This window comes from Pseudomonas sp. ChxA, assembly GCF_030263855.1.
Classification (GTDB): Bacteria; Pseudomonadota; Gammaproteobacteria; order Pseudomonadales; family Pseudomonadaceae; genus Aquipseudomonas; species Aquipseudomonas fluorescens_CB.
In genome coordinates this window covers 259793-276101 of sequence record NZ_JARPMK010000002.1, presented here as the reverse complement: position 1 = coordinate 276101, position 16309 = coordinate 259793, and the positions used below count along the sequence as shown (strand labels likewise).

The 16309-nt window shown below is 60.2% G+C and carries 15 protein-coding genes and 1 pseudogene; 9 read left to right on the top strand and 7 right to left on the bottom strand.

Features of this window, described 5'->3' with window-relative positions:
* The first annotated feature begins 250 nt into the window (after window positions 1-250).
* A complete protein-coding gene (locus P5706_RS26965) occupies window positions 251-1663 on the top strand; it encodes an amino acid permease (RefSeq protein ID WP_200434439.1) in 1413 nt (470 codons plus the stop codon).
* A 46-nt stretch (window positions 1664-1709) separates the two neighbouring features.
* Here P5706_RS26965 and P5706_RS26960 read toward each other — a convergent pair whose 3' ends face one another.
* The 5 genes from P5706_RS26960 to P5706_RS26940 form a co-directional block, all read right to left on the bottom strand.
* Window positions 1710-2834: an OpgC domain-containing protein gene (locus P5706_RS26960; protein ID WP_285683137.1), complete on the bottom strand. Its 1125-nt coding sequence runs from the start codon at window positions 2832-2834 to the stop codon at window positions 1710-1712.
* A 132-nt stretch (window positions 2835-2966) separates the two neighbouring features.
* A complete protein-coding gene (locus P5706_RS26955; protein WP_200434441.1) occupies window positions 2967-3263 on the bottom strand; it encodes a cupin domain-containing protein in 297 nt (98 codons plus the stop codon).
* A 60-nt stretch (window positions 3264-3323) separates the two neighbouring features.
* Complete coding sequence (locus P5706_RS26950) at window positions 3324-3608, bottom strand: putative quinol monooxygenase (RefSeq protein ID WP_200434442.1); 285 nt, start codon at window positions 3606-3608, stop codon at window positions 3324-3326.
* Between the two features lie 12 nt (window positions 3609-3620).
* Complete coding sequence (locus tag P5706_RS26945) at window positions 3621-5240, bottom strand: FMN-binding glutamate synthase family protein (protein ID WP_285683134.1); 1620 nt, start codon at window positions 5238-5240, stop codon at window positions 3621-3623.
* A 29-nt stretch (window positions 5241-5269) separates the two neighbouring features.
* Window positions 5270-6034 carry a helix-turn-helix transcriptional regulator gene (locus P5706_RS26940; protein WP_200434444.1) on the bottom strand — a complete coding sequence of 255 codons (765 nt, stop codon included), beginning with the start codon at window positions 6032-6034 and terminating at the stop codon, window positions 5270-5272.
* 93 nt (window positions 6035-6127) lie between these two features.
* On the opposite strand from P5706_RS26940, the gene P5706_RS26935 reads away from it, so the two are divergent.
* From P5706_RS26935 to P5706_RS26910, 6 genes and pseudogenes are all read left to right on the top strand, one after another.
* The gene (locus P5706_RS26935) at window positions 6128-6949 is read left to right on the top strand and encodes a carbon-nitrogen hydrolase family protein (RefSeq protein WP_285683132.1); all 822 of its coding nucleotides are present in this window, start codon (window positions 6128-6130) and stop codon (window positions 6947-6949) included.
* A gap of 189 nt (window positions 6950-7138) precedes the next feature.
* Window positions 7139-8464: an APC family permease gene (locus P5706_RS26930; protein WP_200434446.1), complete on the top strand. Its 1326-nt coding sequence runs from the start codon at window positions 7139-7141 to the stop codon at window positions 8462-8464.
* A gap of 100 nt (window positions 8465-8564) precedes the next feature.
* Complete coding sequence (locus P5706_RS26925; protein WP_058421518.1) at window positions 8565-8837, top strand: type B 50S ribosomal protein L31; 273 nt, start codon at window positions 8565-8567, stop codon at window positions 8835-8837.
* A 168-nt stretch (window positions 8838-9005) separates the two neighbouring features.
* Window positions 9006-10346, top strand: coding sequence for a response regulator c-di-GMP phosphodiesterase, NosR family (gene nosR, locus P5706_RS26920; protein ID WP_200434447.1), 1341 nt, complete (start codon window positions 9006-9008; stop codon window positions 10344-10346).
* Between the two features lie 106 nt (window positions 10347-10452).
* Window positions 10453-10863 (top strand): NUDIX hydrolase, encoded by a 411-nt coding sequence (locus P5706_RS26915; RefSeq protein ID WP_285683127.1) that lies wholly within the window; start codon window positions 10453-10455, stop codon window positions 10861-10863.
* Window positions 10857-11363: pseudogene (locus P5706_RS26910) on the top strand (GNAT family N-acetyltransferase). Before P5706_RS26915 ends, P5706_RS26910 begins: the two are co-directional and overlap by 7 nt.
* A 1079-nt stretch (window positions 11364-12442) precedes the next feature.
* Here P5706_RS26910 and metR read toward each other — a convergent pair.
* Window positions 12443-13360 carry a transcriptional regulator MetR gene (gene metR, locus P5706_RS26905; RefSeq protein ID WP_056858838.1) on the bottom strand — a complete coding sequence of 306 codons (918 nt, stop codon included), beginning with the start codon at window positions 13358-13360 and terminating at the stop codon, window positions 12443-12445.
* A 182-nt stretch (window positions 13361-13542) separates the two neighbouring features.
* On the opposite strand from metR, the gene P5706_RS26900 reads away from it, so the two are divergent.
* Together P5706_RS26900 and P5706_RS26895 are read left to right on the top strand one after the other, a co-directional pair.
* Window positions 13543-14562 (top strand): alpha/beta fold hydrolase, encoded by a 1020-nt coding sequence (locus P5706_RS26900; RefSeq protein ID WP_200434457.1) that lies wholly within the window; start codon window positions 13543-13545, stop codon window positions 14560-14562.
* Between the two features lie 56 nt (window positions 14563-14618).
* The gene (locus P5706_RS26895; RefSeq protein WP_200434449.1) at window positions 14619-15272 is read left to right on the top strand and encodes a DsbA family oxidoreductase; all 654 of its coding nucleotides are present in this window, start codon (window positions 14619-14621) and stop codon (window positions 15270-15272) included.
* 123 nt (window positions 15273-15395) lie between these two features.
* On the opposite strand, the gene P5706_RS26890 is transcribed toward P5706_RS26895, so the two are convergent.
* The gene (locus P5706_RS26890) at window positions 15396-16166 is read right to left on the bottom strand and encodes a MipA/OmpV family protein (RefSeq protein ID WP_285683125.1); all 771 of its coding nucleotides are present in this window, start codon (window positions 16164-16166) and stop codon (window positions 15396-15398) included.
* Window positions 16167-16309 lie beyond the last annotated feature (143 nt).

The window sequence follows — 16309 nt, the reverse complement described above, 5'->3', positions numbered from 1 at the left end:
CGTTTTGTCGCTCAACGCAGGTAAGATGCTCCTGTAAAGTGGCTTTTTGGCCGAGTCTTTCACTGAATTGTATGGTTTTTATAGTGAAAGACCCTGCTCCCGGCTTTTTATACTGCACGCCCCGCTGATCTTGCCCGGCAAGAAGGGCCCGTCCATGAGGCGGCCCCGGTTTCGACAAGGGCGCAGGCTTACCGGCCTGCCTCCTGGAAACTCGACGGACAATCCAATAACAAAATGAGGTTGTTTCCCTATGCCTGTCGGCAAACCACTGCCCCCTGGCGAGACCGCCCAAGGCGGCCCGCTCAAACGTGAACTGGGTGAACGGCATATCCGTTTGATGGCGCTCGGCGCTTGCATCGGTGTCGGCCTGTTTCTCGGCTCGGCCAAGGCCATCGAGATGGCCGGCCCGGCAATCATGCTCTCGTACATCATCGGTGGCCTGGCCATTCTGGTGATCATGCGGGCCCTCGGTGAGATGGCCGTGCATAACCCGGTAGCCGGCTCGTTCAGCCGTTATGCCCAGGATTACCTCGGCCCGTTGGCGGGCTTTCTCACGGGGTGGAATTATTGGTTCCTGTGGCTGGTAACCTGCGTGGCGGAAATCACCGCCGTGGCGGTGTACATGGGCGTCTGGTTCCCCGACACGCCCCGCTGGATTTGGGCCTTGGCGGCGCTGATCAGCATGGGCACGATCAACCTGATCGCCGTCAAGGCCTTTGGTGAGTTCGAGTTCTGGTTTGCGCTGATCAAGATCGTCACGATTATTGCCATGGTGATCGGCGGCGTCGGCATCATTGCGTTTGGCTTCGGTAACGACGGTGTGGCCTTGGGTATTTCCAACCTGTGGGCTCACGGCGGCTTCATGCCCAACGGCGTGCAGGGCGTGTTGATGTCCTTGCAGATGGTGATGTTCGCCTATCTGGGCGTCGAGATGATCGGCCTCACTGCCGGTGAAGCACGCAACCCGCAGAAGACTATTCCCAGCGCCATCGGCTCGGTGTTCTGGCGCATCCTGCTGTTCTACGTCGGCGCGTTGTTCGTGATCCTGTCGATCTACCCGTGGAATGAAATCGGCACCCAGGGCAGCCCGTTCGTGATGACGTTTGAACGTTTGGGCATCAAGACCGCTGCAGGCATCATCAATTTCGTGGTGATCACCGCCGCGCTGTCGTCCTGCAACGGCGGCATCTTCAGCACCGGGCGCATGCTCTACAGCCTGGCGCAGAACGGACAGGCGCCGGCGACTTTCGGCACCACCTCCAGCAATGGCGTACCGCGCAAGGCGCTGCTGCTGTCGATCTTCGCCTTGTTGCTGGGCGTGTTGCTCAACTACCTGGTGCCTGACCAGGTGTTTGTGTGGGTGACCTCCATCGCCACCTTCGGCGCGATCTGGACCTGGCTGATGATCCTGCTGGCCCAGCTCAAATTCCGCAAAGGCCTGAGCCCGGCCGAAGCGGCGGCCCTCAAGTACCGCATGTGGCTGTACCCGGTCAGTTCCTACCTGGCGCTGGCGTTCCTGGTGCTGGTGGTGGGCCTGATGGCGTACTTCCCGGATACGCGTGTGGCGCTGTATGTGGGGCCTGCGTTCCTGGTGCTGCTGACGGTGTTGTATTACGTGTTCAAGTTGCAGCCGACCAATGCGGCGGCACGCTCCGTAGCCTGACGGCCTGGCGCACAACAAAAAGCCCCTTGATCGGGGCTTTTTGTTTTCAGGCGGTGGCCATGCGTGTCGATTGGTCCAGCCGTTTATTGAACTCCAGCCAGGCGCCCAGCATCGCCATCAAGGCAACGCCCACGAGCGCGGTAAAAATCTGCATGGCAAAGGCATCACCGGCCATGGCGTTGACCATGTCCGCCAATGGCGCCAACAACACGCCAAGGCAGAACACTTCCAGCGAAAAGCGGCCCATCCGGCAGGTCTGCTGTGCCAGCCAGTTTTGCGTCCAGGCACGCCCCGGCAACAGTTTGGCGGTGACATAGGCCAAGGCCAGGAAATGCAGCAGACGCACCGGCGACAGGTCGGTCTTGCTGATCGGGTACAACAGTTCGCTGAGCGCGTGCGGCATCAATGCGTCATGCACATCGGGCCAGCGCCAGCCGATCGTGATCACGCCGGCCATCAATGCGTAGGTCGCGGCCGTCATGAACAACGGCTGCCGCAGCAGTGGCCGCTTATCCTGCGCGCGGGGTTGTTGCCCATGAATCGCCGCCGCGCCACCCAGCACGAACAGGAACTGCCAGGTCACCGGGTTGAAGTACCACACCCCGTCGGCAATCGCGGCCAGGTTCCAACCCAGGTGTGGCGCCAGCAGGTACACCGCCATCGACACCGCGACCACCCACAAGGTTTTGCGCAAGAGCCACGGCAACACCAGCGGCAGGCAGGCCAGCAGCACGATATACAAGGGCAACGGGTCCATCAGGTTGGGCTTGAAGCGCAGCAGCAGTTCATCCACCAAGGCTTGCTGTGGTTGGGTGACAAAGTGCGTCAGGCCCATCTCCTGCACCAGGTCGCGGGTTTCCACATGGCTGTTGGCGAAGAACACGATGCCCATCAGCATCGCCAGCAAGAAGATATGCACCACGTAAAGCACCCAGGTGCGCCGCAGGATCTTCAGGCAGGCCATCCAGTAGCCTTCGCGTTGCAAGACCTTGCTGTAGGCCAGCACTGAGGCGTAACCGGCAAGGAATACAAACACTTCAGCGGCGTCGCTGAAACCGAAATTACGCAGGGTGATCTGGCCGAGTGGGTTGTGGGGGACGTGATCCCAGAAGATAAAGATCAACGCCAGGCCCCGAAAAAAATCGATGCGCGGGTCGCGTCCGTTCAGCATGGCAGCGGGCTCTTGAACAGGGGTTTAAGTCATGACAGGCGAATGCGCGTGTTGTCACACGCCGCACGTCGGGCGGGCGCAGGTTGGCGGTATTTGTAAGCAATTGCAAAGGCTGGGTATTACTGAATGTCTCTAGACATCGATGACGACCAAGGTGCCGCAGCTACCGGGGCTTACAGCATGAGGAGTGCCGGCTTCTACCAGGTACATCTGGCCGGCAGCAACGTGTATTTGCTCGGTGCCGATGCTCAGGCACAACTGGCCGCTGACTACCAATAACCCCTCATTGTAGGCATGGGTTTCCTCTTCATAAGGCTGCTCATCCATACGCAACACCTTGATCCGCGCTGGGCCAACCTGGCCCAGTCGCGTGGATTTCCAACTGTCGGGCAGTTGCGCGGCAATGGCGCTGAAGTCGAGTAACGGCATGTGAAGCTCCTTGTTTCAACGATGCCGTCGGTGGTCCGGTTCAGCAGGGAGTGGGTGTTTTCAGAACGCGTCCATCAGCAAGACACGGCAGGGTTTGGCCTGGTACTCGTTGATTTTCGGCACCAGCCGGGTGAAGTGTTCCGTCTGGCAATGCGTGTCCAGCGCCGCCTGGTCGGGCCACTGCTCGATAAAGATAAAGTGCCCTGGGTCTTTTTGATCGATAAACAGGTCGTAGGCGATGCACAGTGGTTCCAGGCGGGTTTTCTCCACCAGTTCGGTGTACCAAGGGCGCACGGTGTCCAAGTGTTCAGGCTGGATAAAATCTTCAGCGATGACTTTCAACATGGCAGGCGTCCCTTACGCAGCGGCGACTTCATGTGGCTCAAAACTATCGGCCCGCGCCATCTGCCACATGCGCGAATAGAACTCGCCGTTCACCTCGCCGGTGAGCAACTCGCCAGGCTTGAGGAACACATGCAGCTGCGAGAACAGTTTGATCTCGGTCGCCGACATGCGCCGTACCAAATGCTTGGCCGACAACTGCGACGGATGATCCAGGCCGGCAGCGGCGAGCATTTCCGCCAAGGCGTGCAGCGTGTTGCGGTGGAAGTTGAACACGCGCTGGGCTTTGTCGGGCACCACCAGCGCACGCTGGCGCAGCGGGTCTTGTGTAGCCACGCCAGTCGGGCATTTGTTGGTGTGGCAGCTTTGCGACTGGATGCAGCCGATGGCGAACATAAAGCCGCGTGCCGAGTTGGCCCAGTCGGCGCCGATAGCCAGCACGCTGGCGATATCGAAGGCGCTGACGATCTTGCCGCTGGCGCCCAGCTTGATCTTGTCGCGCAGGTTCAGGCCCACCAGGGTGTTGTGCACAAACAGCAGGCCTTCACGCAGCGGCACGCCGATATGGTCGGTGAATTCCACCGGCGCGGCGCCGGTGCCGCCTTCCTTGCCGTCGACCACGATAAAGTCCGGAAGGATGCCGGTTTCGAGCATGGCCTTGGCGATGCCCATGAACTCCCACGGGTGGCCCAGGCAGAACTTGAAGCCCACCGGTTTGCCGCCGGACAGTTCACGCAGTTGCGCGATGAACTGCATCATCTCGATGGGCGTGGAAAACGCACTGTGGCGCGACGGCGAGATGCAGTCCTCGCCCATCATGATGCCGCGCGTCTCAGCAATTTCCTGGGTGACTTTGTGCTTGGGCAGAATCCCGCCGTGGCCGGGCTTGGCACCCTGGCTCATCTTGATTTCGATCATGCGCACTTGCGGGTTCTGCGCCTGCACGGCAAAACGTTCCGGGTCGAAACGGCCATCGCTGGTGCGGCAGCCGAAGTAGCCGCTGCCCAGTTCCCAGGTCAGGTCGCCGCCGTTTTCACGGTGGTAAGGGCTGATGCTGCCTTCGCCGGTGTCATGGGCAAAGTTGCCGAGCTTGGCGCCTTGGTTCAACGCGCGAATCGCATTGGCGCTCAACGAGCCGAAGCTCATGGCCGAGATGTTGAATACCGAGGCCGAGTAGGGTTGCGTGCACTGCGGGCCGCCGACCATCACGCGAAAGGCGCTGGGATCGCTGAGCGGCGCCGGGCGCATGGAGTGGCCGATGAACTCAAAGCCCGACTGGTACACGTCAATCAGAGTGCCGAAAGGCTTGTCGGCGGATTCGTTCTTGGCGCGTGAGTAAACCAAAGAACGCTGTGCCCGGGAAAAGGGCAGGGCGTCGCTGTCGGATTCGAGCAGGTATTGGCGGATCTCCGGGCGGATGGCTTCCACCAAGTAACGGATATTGCCCAGGATCGGGTAGTTGCGGCGCACCGCGTGCGGGCTTTGCAGCAGGTCGAAAAGGCCGATCAGGCTGAGGACGCCGGTGACCAGGGTGATGGGCCACAGCCACTCATGTTCGATAAAAGGTAGGCTGGCGAGGGTGAAAATAACGCACACGGCAAAGAAGGCGTAACGGCTTAATAACGACAGGCTCATACGGGTTTCCTTGGGTTCGGACTCATCGGCTAGGCGTTTTGCGCCTGAAGAAAGATCGAGAACAGCTCCGACTGGGATTTGATCCCTAGCTTGCTGTACATGTGTTTCTTATGGACTTTCACGGTTTCAACAGAGATTTCCAGCTTACGGGCGATTTCCTTGCTGGAGCAACCGCTGAGCATCAAGCGGCCTACATCCAGCTCGCGCGCAGTGAGTTGTGCGCCCCAGTCATCATTTTGAATCGGCGGTTGCGGCGCGCTCACCTGGTTCAGTTCATGGGGCAGGCGCTGGCGCAGCAGGCTCACCACCCACGGCTGGATCAGTGACAGCAGGGCAATTTGCTGTGGGTCAAAACGCTGTTTCGAACCCAGCGACAGGCACAGGGTGCGCCCGTCCGGCAGGTGGCAATTGAACTGGATTTCATCGGCCACCACGTTCAGGCGAAAGTAACGCTGGTAGTACTCGGTAAGCTCGAAATGCTCCGGCGCCACTTCCGCCAGGCGCAACAGGCCGGTGCGCGCGTGTTCGCGGCTGGCGATGTAGAACGGGTCGAGCAGGTACAGGCCGTTGAGGTAGTCCTGGAACAGATGGTCCGGCGTACCGTCGGCGCCTGGGCATTCGGCGAACACCAGCGGGCGGTGCTCACTGCTGAACAACAAGGCCACCCAACTGTCGGACGGCACGTATTGGTCCAACAGCCGCACCAGTTGGGTCCAGAAATTGGGCTGGTCCAGGGCGTCTATCATTTGCCCCACCGAACGGTGCCAGGCGATGTCTTGCAGCGTCATGCTCATCAATCTACCCCTATCGGGTTACCTCGGCCGCGTAATTCCCTGGCCGGTGTTGGCTGCGCATACTGCGGCACAGATAAAGAACAAGGAATACCCATGAAGGTCGAATTTGCCCAATTGGCAGGCCGCGATAACGGTACAGCTTACAACCTTGAGCGCGCCTTGGCGGCCATTGCTGCATGCGCCGCCGACACGCAACTGATCGTCTTCCCGGAAACCCACCTGATGGGCTTCCCGTCGTCCGAGACCGTCGCCGCTATTGCCGAACCGGTGGATGGCCCAACCGTTCAAGCGGTTATCCAGGCGGCCCGTGCGCGCAATATCGCCGTGGTCATCGGCATGGCCGAGCACGATGCTGGCCAATTCTATAACACCACCTTGCTGATTACGCCCGACGGCGTCGCCCTGCGTTATCGCAAGACGCACCTGTGGGCTTCGGATCGCGGCGTGTTCACCGCTGGCGATCGTTACGCCACCTGCCTGTGGAACGGCGTGCGCGTCGGCCTGCTGATTTGCTACGACATCGAGTTCCCGGAAACCGCTCGCGCCCTGGCGCAGTTGGGCGCCGAACTGCTGATCGTCACCAACGGCAACATGGACCCTTACGGCCCTACGCACCGCACCGCGATCATGGCCCGCGCCCAGGAGAACCAGGCGTTTGCGCTGATGGTCAACCGGGTCGAAGAGGGCGACGGCGACCTGTTGTTCGCCGGTGGCAGCGCCCTGGTGGACCCGATCGGCACTTTGCTGTTTGAAGCGGGGCGTGAGGAAGGGCAATTCACCGTCGAGCTGGATCTCGACCAATTGGTGGCGGCTCGCAAGGACTACCGCTACCTGGATGACCAGCGCTTGAAATTGCCCGGCGAGGTGATTGAGCGCAGCGATGGGACGCGCGAATTGCTGATCCCCCAAGCTTAAGACTGGCCCCTTGTGGCGAGGGAGCTTGCTCCCGCTGGGGCGCGTAGCGGCCCTAAGATTTTGGGGCCGCTGCGCAGCCCAGCGGGAGCAAGCTCCCTCGCCACAACAGCAGCATCAATCATAAAAATAGTTTGCGCTTCACCGACTTCAGTTCTGCCATAAATCTAATAAATCAGCGGAGAATCGCTCATGGCTCGTTTGCAACGCACCCTGTCGTTAGGGTCGGTGGTGCTGTTTGGCATCGCCTATATGACGCCGATCATTGTGCTCGGCACCTTCGGCATCCTCGCGCAATCCACCGGCGGTATGGTCCCGGCCGCGTACCTGGCGGCCCTGGTGGCGATGTTCTTTACCGCCATGAGTTATGGACGCATGGCCTCGGCATTCCCGGTGGCCGGTTCCGCCTACAGCTATGTGCGCAAGGCCATCAGCCCCAAGCTGGGCTTTATCGCCGGTTGGGCGGTGTTGCTCGACTACCTGTTCCTGCCCATGGCCATCTGGCTGATTGGCGCTGCGTACCTGCATTCGGCGTTCCCGGCGGTGCCGCAGTGGGTGTGGGTGCTGGCCTTTATCGGTATCACCACGGCAATCAATATCATCGGCCTGAAGCTCGCCAATGGCATCAACGCGCTGCTGATGCTGGTGCAATTTCTGGTGCTGATCGCGTTTGTCGCGCTGTGCATCCACTACATCGGTGGTGACGCGAGCAAGCCGCTATGGACCATCGCCCCTTTCTTCAACGGCCAGATGCACATGCCGCTGATCATGAGCGGCGCGGCCATCGCCTGCTATTCGTTCCTGGGCTTTGACGCGGTCAGCACCCTCACCGAAGAAACCCGCGACCCACGCCGCACCATCCCACGGGCGATCATGTTGATCACCCTGATCGGCGGCCTGATCTTCGTCGGTGTCTCGTACTTTGTGCAGATCGCTCACCCGTCGTTCGAATTCGCCGATGTGGATTCGGCGGCCTACGAGATTGCCCGCAACGTGGGCGGCGACCTGTTTGTGTCGATCTTCCTGATCGGCCTGATCGTTGGCCAGTTCGCCTCGGGGCTGTCGGCCCAGGCCAGCGGTTCGCGGCTGTTGTTTGCGATGGGCCGCGACGGCGTGTTGCCCAAGTCATTCTTCGGCACCTTGCATGCGCGCTTCGGCACGCCGGTCAACAGCATCCTGCTGTGTGCGGTGGTGGCCTTGCTGGCGTTGAAACTCGATGTGACCACCTCCACCTCATTCATCAACTTCGGTGCATTCCTGGCGTTCAGCCTGGTGAACCTGTCGGTGATCTTTCACTACTGGATCGGCGCCAAACAGCGCGGTGTGCGTGAGCTGATCCTGTTCCTGGTATTCCCGACCATCGGCCTGTTGGCGGACCTGTGGCTGATGGTCAGCCTTGATCACTTGGCGATTTACCTGGGCGTGGTGTGGTTGGCGATTGGCTTGGTGTACCTGGGTTTCCTCACGCGCGGTTTCTCGAAGCAACCACCGGAAATGGACTTCCAGGAAGCGGCATAGAAGCAGTCGGCCTATTCTTATTGCAATCGGTTCTCGTTTGGGCGCATGATTTGTGTTACTGTATAACACTTGAATCGCACCCAGACGCCCCGGAGGCCTTATGAAAGCTGGAATTCACCCCGACTACCGCACCGTGCTGTTCCACGACACCGCCGCCGATGTGTTCTTCCTGATCGGCTCTACCGCCGACAGCGATCGCACCCATACACACAGCGACGGCAACACTTACCCGTACATCCCGCTGGACGTGTCCAGCGCCTCGCACCCGATCTACACCGGCCAGCAGCGCAAGACCCAGGTCGAAGGCCGGATTGCCGGGTTCAACAAGCGTTTCGCTTCGTTTGGGTCGAGCCCGAAAAAAGCCGAGGCGTGATGCGTTTGTGTTTCACCTCGAAGGCCGCTGCCGTTTCTGGAGCGGCTTTTTTTTGCGCTGATATCGTAACGCCATCACTTTTCCGAGAAACCGACTAAACTACTCGGTAAACGCCAGGAAGGCAGACCCAGACCATAAGGACCGCACACCGACGATCCGAGGTGTCCCATGGGAGAGTCCGTTACTTTCAACGATGCCGACCGCCCCGTAGTGCTGTTGATTGACGCCCACCCGGACGTATTGCACAGCCTCATGCAGTTGCTGCGCCTGGAACCGTTCGAACTGCACAGCGCCACCTGCGCCGCCGACGCCCTGGCGCTTCTCGCCAGCCAACCGATCGACCTGGTGATGAGCGCCGCACGCCTGCCGGACATGGACGGCGCCTCGCTGCTGGCGCATATCCACCAACACTATCCACACACCGTGCGCATCCTGCTGACCGGCGAGACCGACCTGACGCTGATCATCAAAGCCATCAACGAAGGCCAGATCTACCGTTACCTGAGCAAACCCTGGAACGATGAGGAATTGCTGTTGGCCCTGCGCCAGTCCTTGGCTCACCAGCATTCCGAGCGTGAACGCGGGCGCCTGGAACAGCTGATCCAGCAGCAGAACGATGAACTCAAGCAACTCAACGCCAGCTTGGAAAAGCGCGTGGTTGCGCGCACCAGCGAGCTGCAGCAAACCGCCGATATGCTTGACCTTGCCTACGAGGAACTCAAACACAGCTACGCCACCGGCACCGAAGTGTTCTCGCTGCTGGCCAACTTGCGCCTGCCGCGCGCCAAGCAAACCAACCGGCAGATCATCGAACTGGTGCGCACTTGGTGTGTTGCCCACGGCGTGGATGAAGCGAGCAACCGTGACCTGACCATGGCCGCCGCGCTCTACAACATCGGCAAGTTGAGCTGGAGCGACAGTATGATGGCCTCGCCCTCGGACCTGCTGCACAGCAGCGACCGTGAGCGCTACCGTGCCTACGCGACCCAAAGTGAATCGTTGCTGATGACCCTGGAACCGATGAAAGATGCGGCGCGGCTGATTCGTCATCACCAGGAGCGCTGGGATGGCAGCGGGTTTCCCGACCATCTCAAGGGCGAAGCGATTCCCGCCGGTTCACGCCTGCTTAAACTCGCAGTGGACTTTATCGAGCTGCAAAAAGGCCTGATCCTCGAGCGCCAGATGAACAGCGACGAAGCGCTGCTGTACATCCGCAAATACGCCGGAAGGTTGTATGACCCGGTGATGGTTGAGGACTTTGTACTGGTCTGCGCCACTTACCTCAATGACGTGACCCTGGGCGACCCCAACGTGAAAGTGTTGGGCACCCGCGAGCTGGCAGAGGGCATGGTGCTGGCGCGCAACCTCAATGCCGACAACGGCATGTTGCTGCTCAATGCCGGCAAGGTGCTGAACCTGCCGTTGGTGGACAAGTTGATTGCGTTCGAGACCATGGAAGGCGCGCGGTACAGTGTGTTTATCAAGGAAGACGCAGTCATCCTGGGCTGAACACGCTTAAAACTGTGGGAGCTGGCAAGCCAGCTCCCACATTGGATTGCGGCGTGCCTGTGGCTCATGTGATCCTTGTGCTCTTTGCATCCAAGGAAGATCTCGAATGCCATCCGTTATCCGCATCGCCGCCGCCCTCCTGATCGGCAGCGACGGCCAAACCCTGCTGGTGCGCAAACGTGGCACCCAGGCCTTCATGCAGCCCGGCGGCAAGATCGATGCCGGTGAGCAACCCGTCGAGGCGCTGGCCCGTGAGCTGTACGAGGAACTTAACCTGCGTATCTCCCCGAGTGATGCAGTGTACTTGGGCAAATTTTCGGCGCCTGCCGCCAACGAGCCGGGTTTTACCGTGCAAGCCGAGCTGTTCCGAGTACACATCGACGTGCCGGTGACGCCCGCGGCCGAGATTGAAGAAGTGCGCTGGATCGACCCGGCCGGTGAGGGTGGTTTGCACTTGGCGCCGTTGACCCGCGATTTGATCCTGCCGTTTTACCGAAAGTCGCTCACTGCATGCTGATTCGCAAGCTGGGGGTGAATGACGCCGAGGCTTATCGGGCGTTGATGCTGGAGGCTTATGGCGCCTATCCCCAGGCGTTTACCTCGAGTGTGGCGGAGCGCGCGCGGATGCCGTTGAACTGGTGGGAAAAGCGCATTGAGAGCCCACTGGATTACTTGCTTGGCGCCTTTGAAGGGGGCGTCTTGGCCGGCATTGTCGGCCTGGCCTTCGAACCTCGGGAAAAGGCCCGGCACAAAGTGACGCTGTTCGGCATGTACGTGACTGAGGCTTATCAGCGCAAGGGCCTGGGCCATCAGTTGGTGGAGGCGGCACTCGATGCCGCGCGACGCCAGCCCGGCGTTTAACTGATCCAACTGACCGTCACCGCCGGCAACGACGCCGCCTTCGCGTTGTACCAGCGCTGCGGTTTTATTCAGTACGGCCTGGAACCGTTGGCGGTGCGGGTGGGGATCGAGTACTTCGACAAGATCCACATGTGGCGTGAACTCAAGGGCGACTGAAATTCCATAGGGGAGCCATAGTTCTGTGTGGGAGCTGGCTTGCCTGCGATGGCGGCTTTTGGTGGTGTACATATCCGTTGCTGCGGTAACGGCTGCCTATGGTTCCGCTCTTACAGCGGGTCACTTTTGTAAAGACACAAAAGTAACCAAAAAGTCTTCGCCCCAACACTCGGTGCCTCGCTTAGGCTCGGCATGCCCGCAATCCGACAGCGATTTGGGGGGCCGCCGCGATGGGCCATCCTTGGCCCAGCGCGGCTAAACCGGCATCCCTGCCGGTTTACCCCCCAAATCACTGTCGAATTGCGGCCATCGTGTTTAACGGGGCGATTTCAGATCAAGATCACGATCAAAAGCGCAGATCAAAAGACCGCTGACTTCGCCAGCGAAAAGGATGTAAGGGCCAGAGCAACAGCAACAGCAACAGCAACAGCAACAGCAACAGCAAAGCCATCCTCGGTCAAAGGTGGGAGCTGGCTTGCCTGCGATAGCATCAACTCGGTGTACCTGATACACCGAGGTGTCTGCATCGCAGGCAAGCCAGCTCCCACAGAAAAGCAGTTCTTCAGTGTATTCAGATAGGTTTTTGCTTCGCACTTGATCTGGCTTTTGATTCAACCACTCAGGTCGGCTTTCAGGCCGCCGTGCTGTAGATCTTGATCTTGATCTGCTTTTGATCTGAGGCGCCCCGTTAACCACGATGGCCGAACGCAGGCTTGAATCCGTGGGTAACCCGGCAGGACGCCGGGTTAGCCGCGCTGGGCCAAGGATGGCCCATCGCGGCGGCCCACGGATTCAAGCCGGAGTGAGGGCACACCGAGCCTAAGCGAGGTGCCAAGTGGTGGGGCACAGACCTTTTGGTTACTTTTGGGGCGTTTGCCAAAAGTGACCCGCCGTAAGGGCGGAACCCTAAGCAGCCGTTACCGCAGCAACGGATATACACCCAATACGCCAATATTTGTGTAGATACCTATGCTTCGACCGCGGTGCATCAGTCAATGAATGCCCCAACTGATCCACCGCAATCGCAGGCAAGCCAGCTCCCACATTAGAGTCCTGATTGTTTTCACCTTTGTGCGTGATTAACGCACGGCGCTGACCCCATCCAAGGTCGAAAACGACGTGTCCTTGGCCGTCAGCAAGAAGTCGCGCATATACGGCGCGTCCAGCATGTCCGCACGAATCCCCGCATACAACGTCGCAAACAAACCTTTCTCGCCCAAACGCTTGGCCTTCACATACCCACGCGAGCTGTATTCATGCAGCGCCCAATGCGGCATGCCGCACACGCCACGGCCGCTGGCCACCAGTTGCATCATCATCACCGTCAGCTCCGAGGTGCGCACCTGGGCAGGTTCCACGTCGGCGGGCTCCAGGAACCGCGTGAAAATGTCCAGGCGGTCGCGCTCCACCGGGTAGGTGATCAGGGTTTCGCTGAGCAGGTCCTGCGGCACAATGTACGACTTGTTCGCCAACGCATGCTGGTTGGCCACGGCCAGCATGGCTTCGTAGGTAAACAGCGGCACATAAGTGATGCCCGGCAATTCCAGCGGGTCGGAGGTCACCACCAGGTCCAGGTCGCCACGGGCCAGGGCCGGCAGCGGCGCGAAGGCAAAGCCTGAGGCCAGGTCCAGCTCGACTTCCGGCCAGGCATCGCGGAACTGGTCGATGGTCGGCATCAGCCACTGGAAGCAGCTGTGACATTCGATCGCCATATGCAAACGCCCAGCGGTGCCACCGGCCAGGCGCGCGATGTCGCGCTCGGCGCCGCGCAGTAAGGGCAGGGTGGCATCGGCCAGTTGCAACAGGCGCAAGCCGGCGCTGGTGAAGCGCAGCGGCTTGGTCTTGCGCACGAACAATGGCATGCCCAGGCGTTCTTCCAGTTCCTTGAACTGATGGGACAGAGCGGACTGGGTCAAGTGCAGGCGTTCGGCGGCTTCGACCAGGCTGTCGGCTTCGCGCAGGGCATGCAAGGTCTTGAGGTGGCGGATTTCGAGCACAGGCGCTCCATGAATATAATTTGTGATGAAGATATATGGCGTGAGTTTGTCTCATGTTGCTGTTCATGTCGACCATGACCGTTGGGCGCACTTCATCAAACTGTCACGTAACTGTGGCAGCGCGCTTGAACAAACTTCATCAGACTCGCGCTCTACTGGGGTTCTGCGTTTCGGTGTTTTTCATGCGCGTGTGGTTTTTACTGGCCGCTCTATTGTTCGGCCTGCCGTCTTTTGCGGCGTCTCGATGTGATGTCAATGTCTCGACTCAAACGGTCGACCTGGAACAGGTGAGCATCGCCTACCAGAGCATCGGCCGTGCGTCCGACCCTGCGTTGCTGCTGGTCATGGGCCTGGGCGGGCAGTTGATCCACTGGCCGGATGAAGTGGTGGTGGCCTTGTGCGAACAGGGTTTTCGGGTGATTCGCTACGACAACCGTGACGTTGGCTTGTCCACCTGGCGCCAGGCGCCCGCCAGCGCCAACCTGACGTTTGAAGTGCTGCGCTACAAGCTCGGTTTGCCGGTGGCGGCGCCGTACACGCTGACCGATATGGCCGACGATGCGTTGGGCTTGATGGACGCGCTGCAGATCCAGCAATTTCACGTGCTGGGCGCAAGCATGGGCGGCATGATCGCTCAGCACCTGGCGGCCATGGCGCCGCAGCGGGTCGAAAGCCTGACGCTGGTAATGACCAGTTCTGGCGCCGAAGGCCTGCCGGCGCCCAACGCGGCGTTGGTGCAGTTACTGTCGCGGCGCAGCGCGCCGAACCGTGAAGTGGCGCTGGAGCAACAAGCCGATTTGCTCGCAGCCCTGGGCAGCCCCAACGTGAAAGATGATCGCCAGGCGCTGCTGCATCAGGCCGCGCTGTCCTACGACCGCGCCTTCAACCCGGACGGCGTGAAGCGTCAGATCATGGCGATTCTGGCCGAGCCGAGCCGCGTGCCATTGCTTAACCAATTGCGCGTGCCGACCCTGGTGGTGCACGGCACCGCCGACCCGCTGTTGCCGGTAATGCACGGCGTACACCTGGCCGCGCATATCCAGGGCAGCCAGCTTAAGCTCATCCCGGGCATGGCCCACCGTTTCCAGGAAGCCTTCAAGGCGCCGCTGTTGACGGCTGTGTTGCCGTATCTCAAAGCCCATCGCGAAGATGCCGCGCATTGGGCGCAGATCGACCTAGGCGAGCCTTCGAAGGTGCTGTGAAGTTGGTGTATGGTGCAACCTTTATGGCGCACATTAATGCCAGCGAGGTTGCCACCATGAGTACTCCCCTGAAAATCGATTTCGTCAGCGACGTGTCTTGCCCCTGGTGCATCATCGGCCTGCGCGGCCTGACCGAAGCCCTCGACCAACTGGGTAGCGAGGTGCAGGCGGAGATTCATTTCCAGCCGTTTGAGCTGAACCCGAAGATGCCGGCCGAAGGGCAGAATATCGTCGAGCACATCACCGAAAAGTATGGCTCCACTGCCGAGCAATCCCAGGCCAACCGTGAGCGTATCCGCGACATGGGCGCGGCGCTGGGCTTTGCCTTTCGCACGGACGGGCAGAGCCGCATCTACAACACCTTCGATGCGCACCGGCTGCTGCATTGGGCGGGGCTTGAAGGGTTGCAGTACAACCTCAAGGAAGCGCTGTTCAAGGCGTATTTCAGCGATGGCCAGAACCCGTCCGACCACGCGACGCTGGCGATCATCGCCGAGAGTGTTGGGCTGGATATCCAGCGTGCGGCTGAAATTCTGGCGTCTGACGAGTACGCTGCTGAAGTCCGTGAGCAAGAGGAGTTGTGGATTACACGCGGTGTGACGTCAGTACCCACCATCGTGTTCAACGACCAGTACGCGGTCAGCGGTGGGCAGCCGGCTGAAGCCTTTGTGGGCGCGATTCGTCAGATCATCCAGGAAGCCAAAGCCTGAGCGCCGATGAATCTTCCTGTGGCACTTGGCTTGTGTGGGAGCTGGCTTGCCTGCGATGCAGGCGCTTCGGTCTGTCAGTCAGGCCACGGTGAGGCTATCGCAGGCAAGCCAGCTCCCACAGGGTCAGTCGAACTTGTAGCTGATCGCCGTCTGCACCTGGCCCTGGTTCACGTTGCCGGTTTCTTTGACGATGGTGCTGTTGGCCGCCGAGCCCACCAGGTGTGTCCAACTGGCGCTGGTCAACAGTGACCAATGGCTCGCCAGTGGGAACTCGAAACTCTGGGTCAGCGTCAGGTTCTGAAAGCCCGCGCTGGCGTTATAGGCGCGGATGCCGGACGCCGCTGACTCTTTATCGTCAACGCCAAAAAACGCCTGGGTCTGGCGCGCATCGGCAAAATGCGCCATCAGGCCGGTGCTGCCGATAATGCCGCCGCCCAGTGGGTAGCCCAGCTCGCCACCGACCTTGCCCAACACACCACTCTGATCACGTGGGCCGCCGACGGCCTGGCCGACCTGGGCGTACACGCGCCAGAACTCGGCCGGTGCGTACTGGATAAAACCTCCGACTTCGGCCATGTCCGGCACATCACGCAAGCCACGCAGCGAGCGATCGGCGGTACGGCCCGGCAGGTAATTGATATACGGGCCGGCGGTGAAACCGTTGGTATTGAGTGCGCTCCAGGTCAGGCCATCGTCGGTGCCCAGGCTCACATTGCCCCAGTCCAGATCGAAGTAGGGAATCGGCCGGGTTTCGTAGCGGCTGCCTGTCGGGTCATGGGGCTGGTAGCTGACGCCCGCGCCAACTTCGCCGGTAATGCCTTCGGCCAATACCGTGCTGGAAAAGCTCCACAGCCCCAGCAAGCCGGCGAATACAGCAGAAGTAACCTTGAACATGGAGCGTTTCCTTATCTGAACTTGCGCGCATTCACGCGCGAAGAGCCTCCCGGACGCAAGCACTCATCTTGTTTGTAGCAAGCTACAAAAATTGTAGCTCCTGCGACACAAATCCCCCTATATATCGCCAAAAAACCCAGCCC

Bases quoted from the DNA above. Each gene is read 5' to 3' on its own strand.
- P5706_RS26955 (WP_200434441.1), bottom strand. From the start codon at position 3,263: ATGCCGTTACTCGACTTCAGCGCCATTGCCGCGCAACTGCCCGACAGT.
- P5706_RS26890 (WP_285683125.1), bottom strand. From the start codon at position 16,166: ATGTTCAAGGTTACTTCTGCTGTATTCGCCGGCTTGCTGGGGCTGTGG.
- P5706_RS26960 (WP_285683137.1), bottom strand. From the start codon at position 2,834: ATGCTGAACGGACGCGACCCGCGCATCGATTTTTTTCGGGGCCTGGCG.
- P5706_RS26940 (WP_200434444.1), bottom strand. From the start codon at position 6,034: ATGAGCATGACGCTGCAAGACATCGCCTGGCACCGTTCGGTGGGGCAA.
- P5706_RS26900 (WP_200434457.1), top strand. From the start codon at position 13,543: ATGCGCGTGTGGTTTTTACTGGCCGCTCTATTGTTCGGCCTGCCGTCT.
- P5706_RS26950 (WP_200434442.1), bottom strand. From the start codon at position 3,608: ATGTTGAAAGTCATCGCTGAAGATTTTATCCAGCCTGAACACTTGGAC.
- P5706_RS26930 (WP_200434446.1), top strand. From the start codon at position 7,139: ATGGCTCGTTTGCAACGCACCCTGTCGTTAGGGTCGGTGGTGCTGTTT.
- P5706_RS26965 (WP_200434439.1), top strand. From the start codon at position 251: ATGCCTGTCGGCAAACCACTGCCCCCTGGCGAGACCGCCCAAGGCGGC.
- nosR (WP_200434447.1), top strand. From the start codon at position 9,006: ATGGGAGAGTCCGTTACTTTCAACGATGCCGACCGCCCCGTAGTGCTG.
- P5706_RS26895 (WP_200434449.1), top strand. From the start codon at position 14,619: ATGAGTACTCCCCTGAAAATCGATTTCGTCAGCGACGTGTCTTGCCCC.
- P5706_RS26915 (WP_285683127.1), top strand. From the start codon at position 10,453: ATGCCATCCGTTATCCGCATCGCCGCCGCCCTCCTGATCGGCAGCGAC.
- P5706_RS26935 (WP_285683132.1), top strand. From the start codon at position 6,128: ATGAAGGTCGAATTTGCCCAATTGGCAGGCCGCGATAACGGTACAGCT.
- P5706_RS26945 (WP_285683134.1), bottom strand. From the start codon at position 5,240: ATGAGCCTGTCGTTATTAAGCCGTTACGCCTTCTTTGCCGTGTGCGTT.
- P5706_RS26925 (WP_058421518.1), top strand. From the start codon at position 8,565: ATGAAAGCTGGAATTCACCCCGACTACCGCACCGTGCTGTTCCACGAC.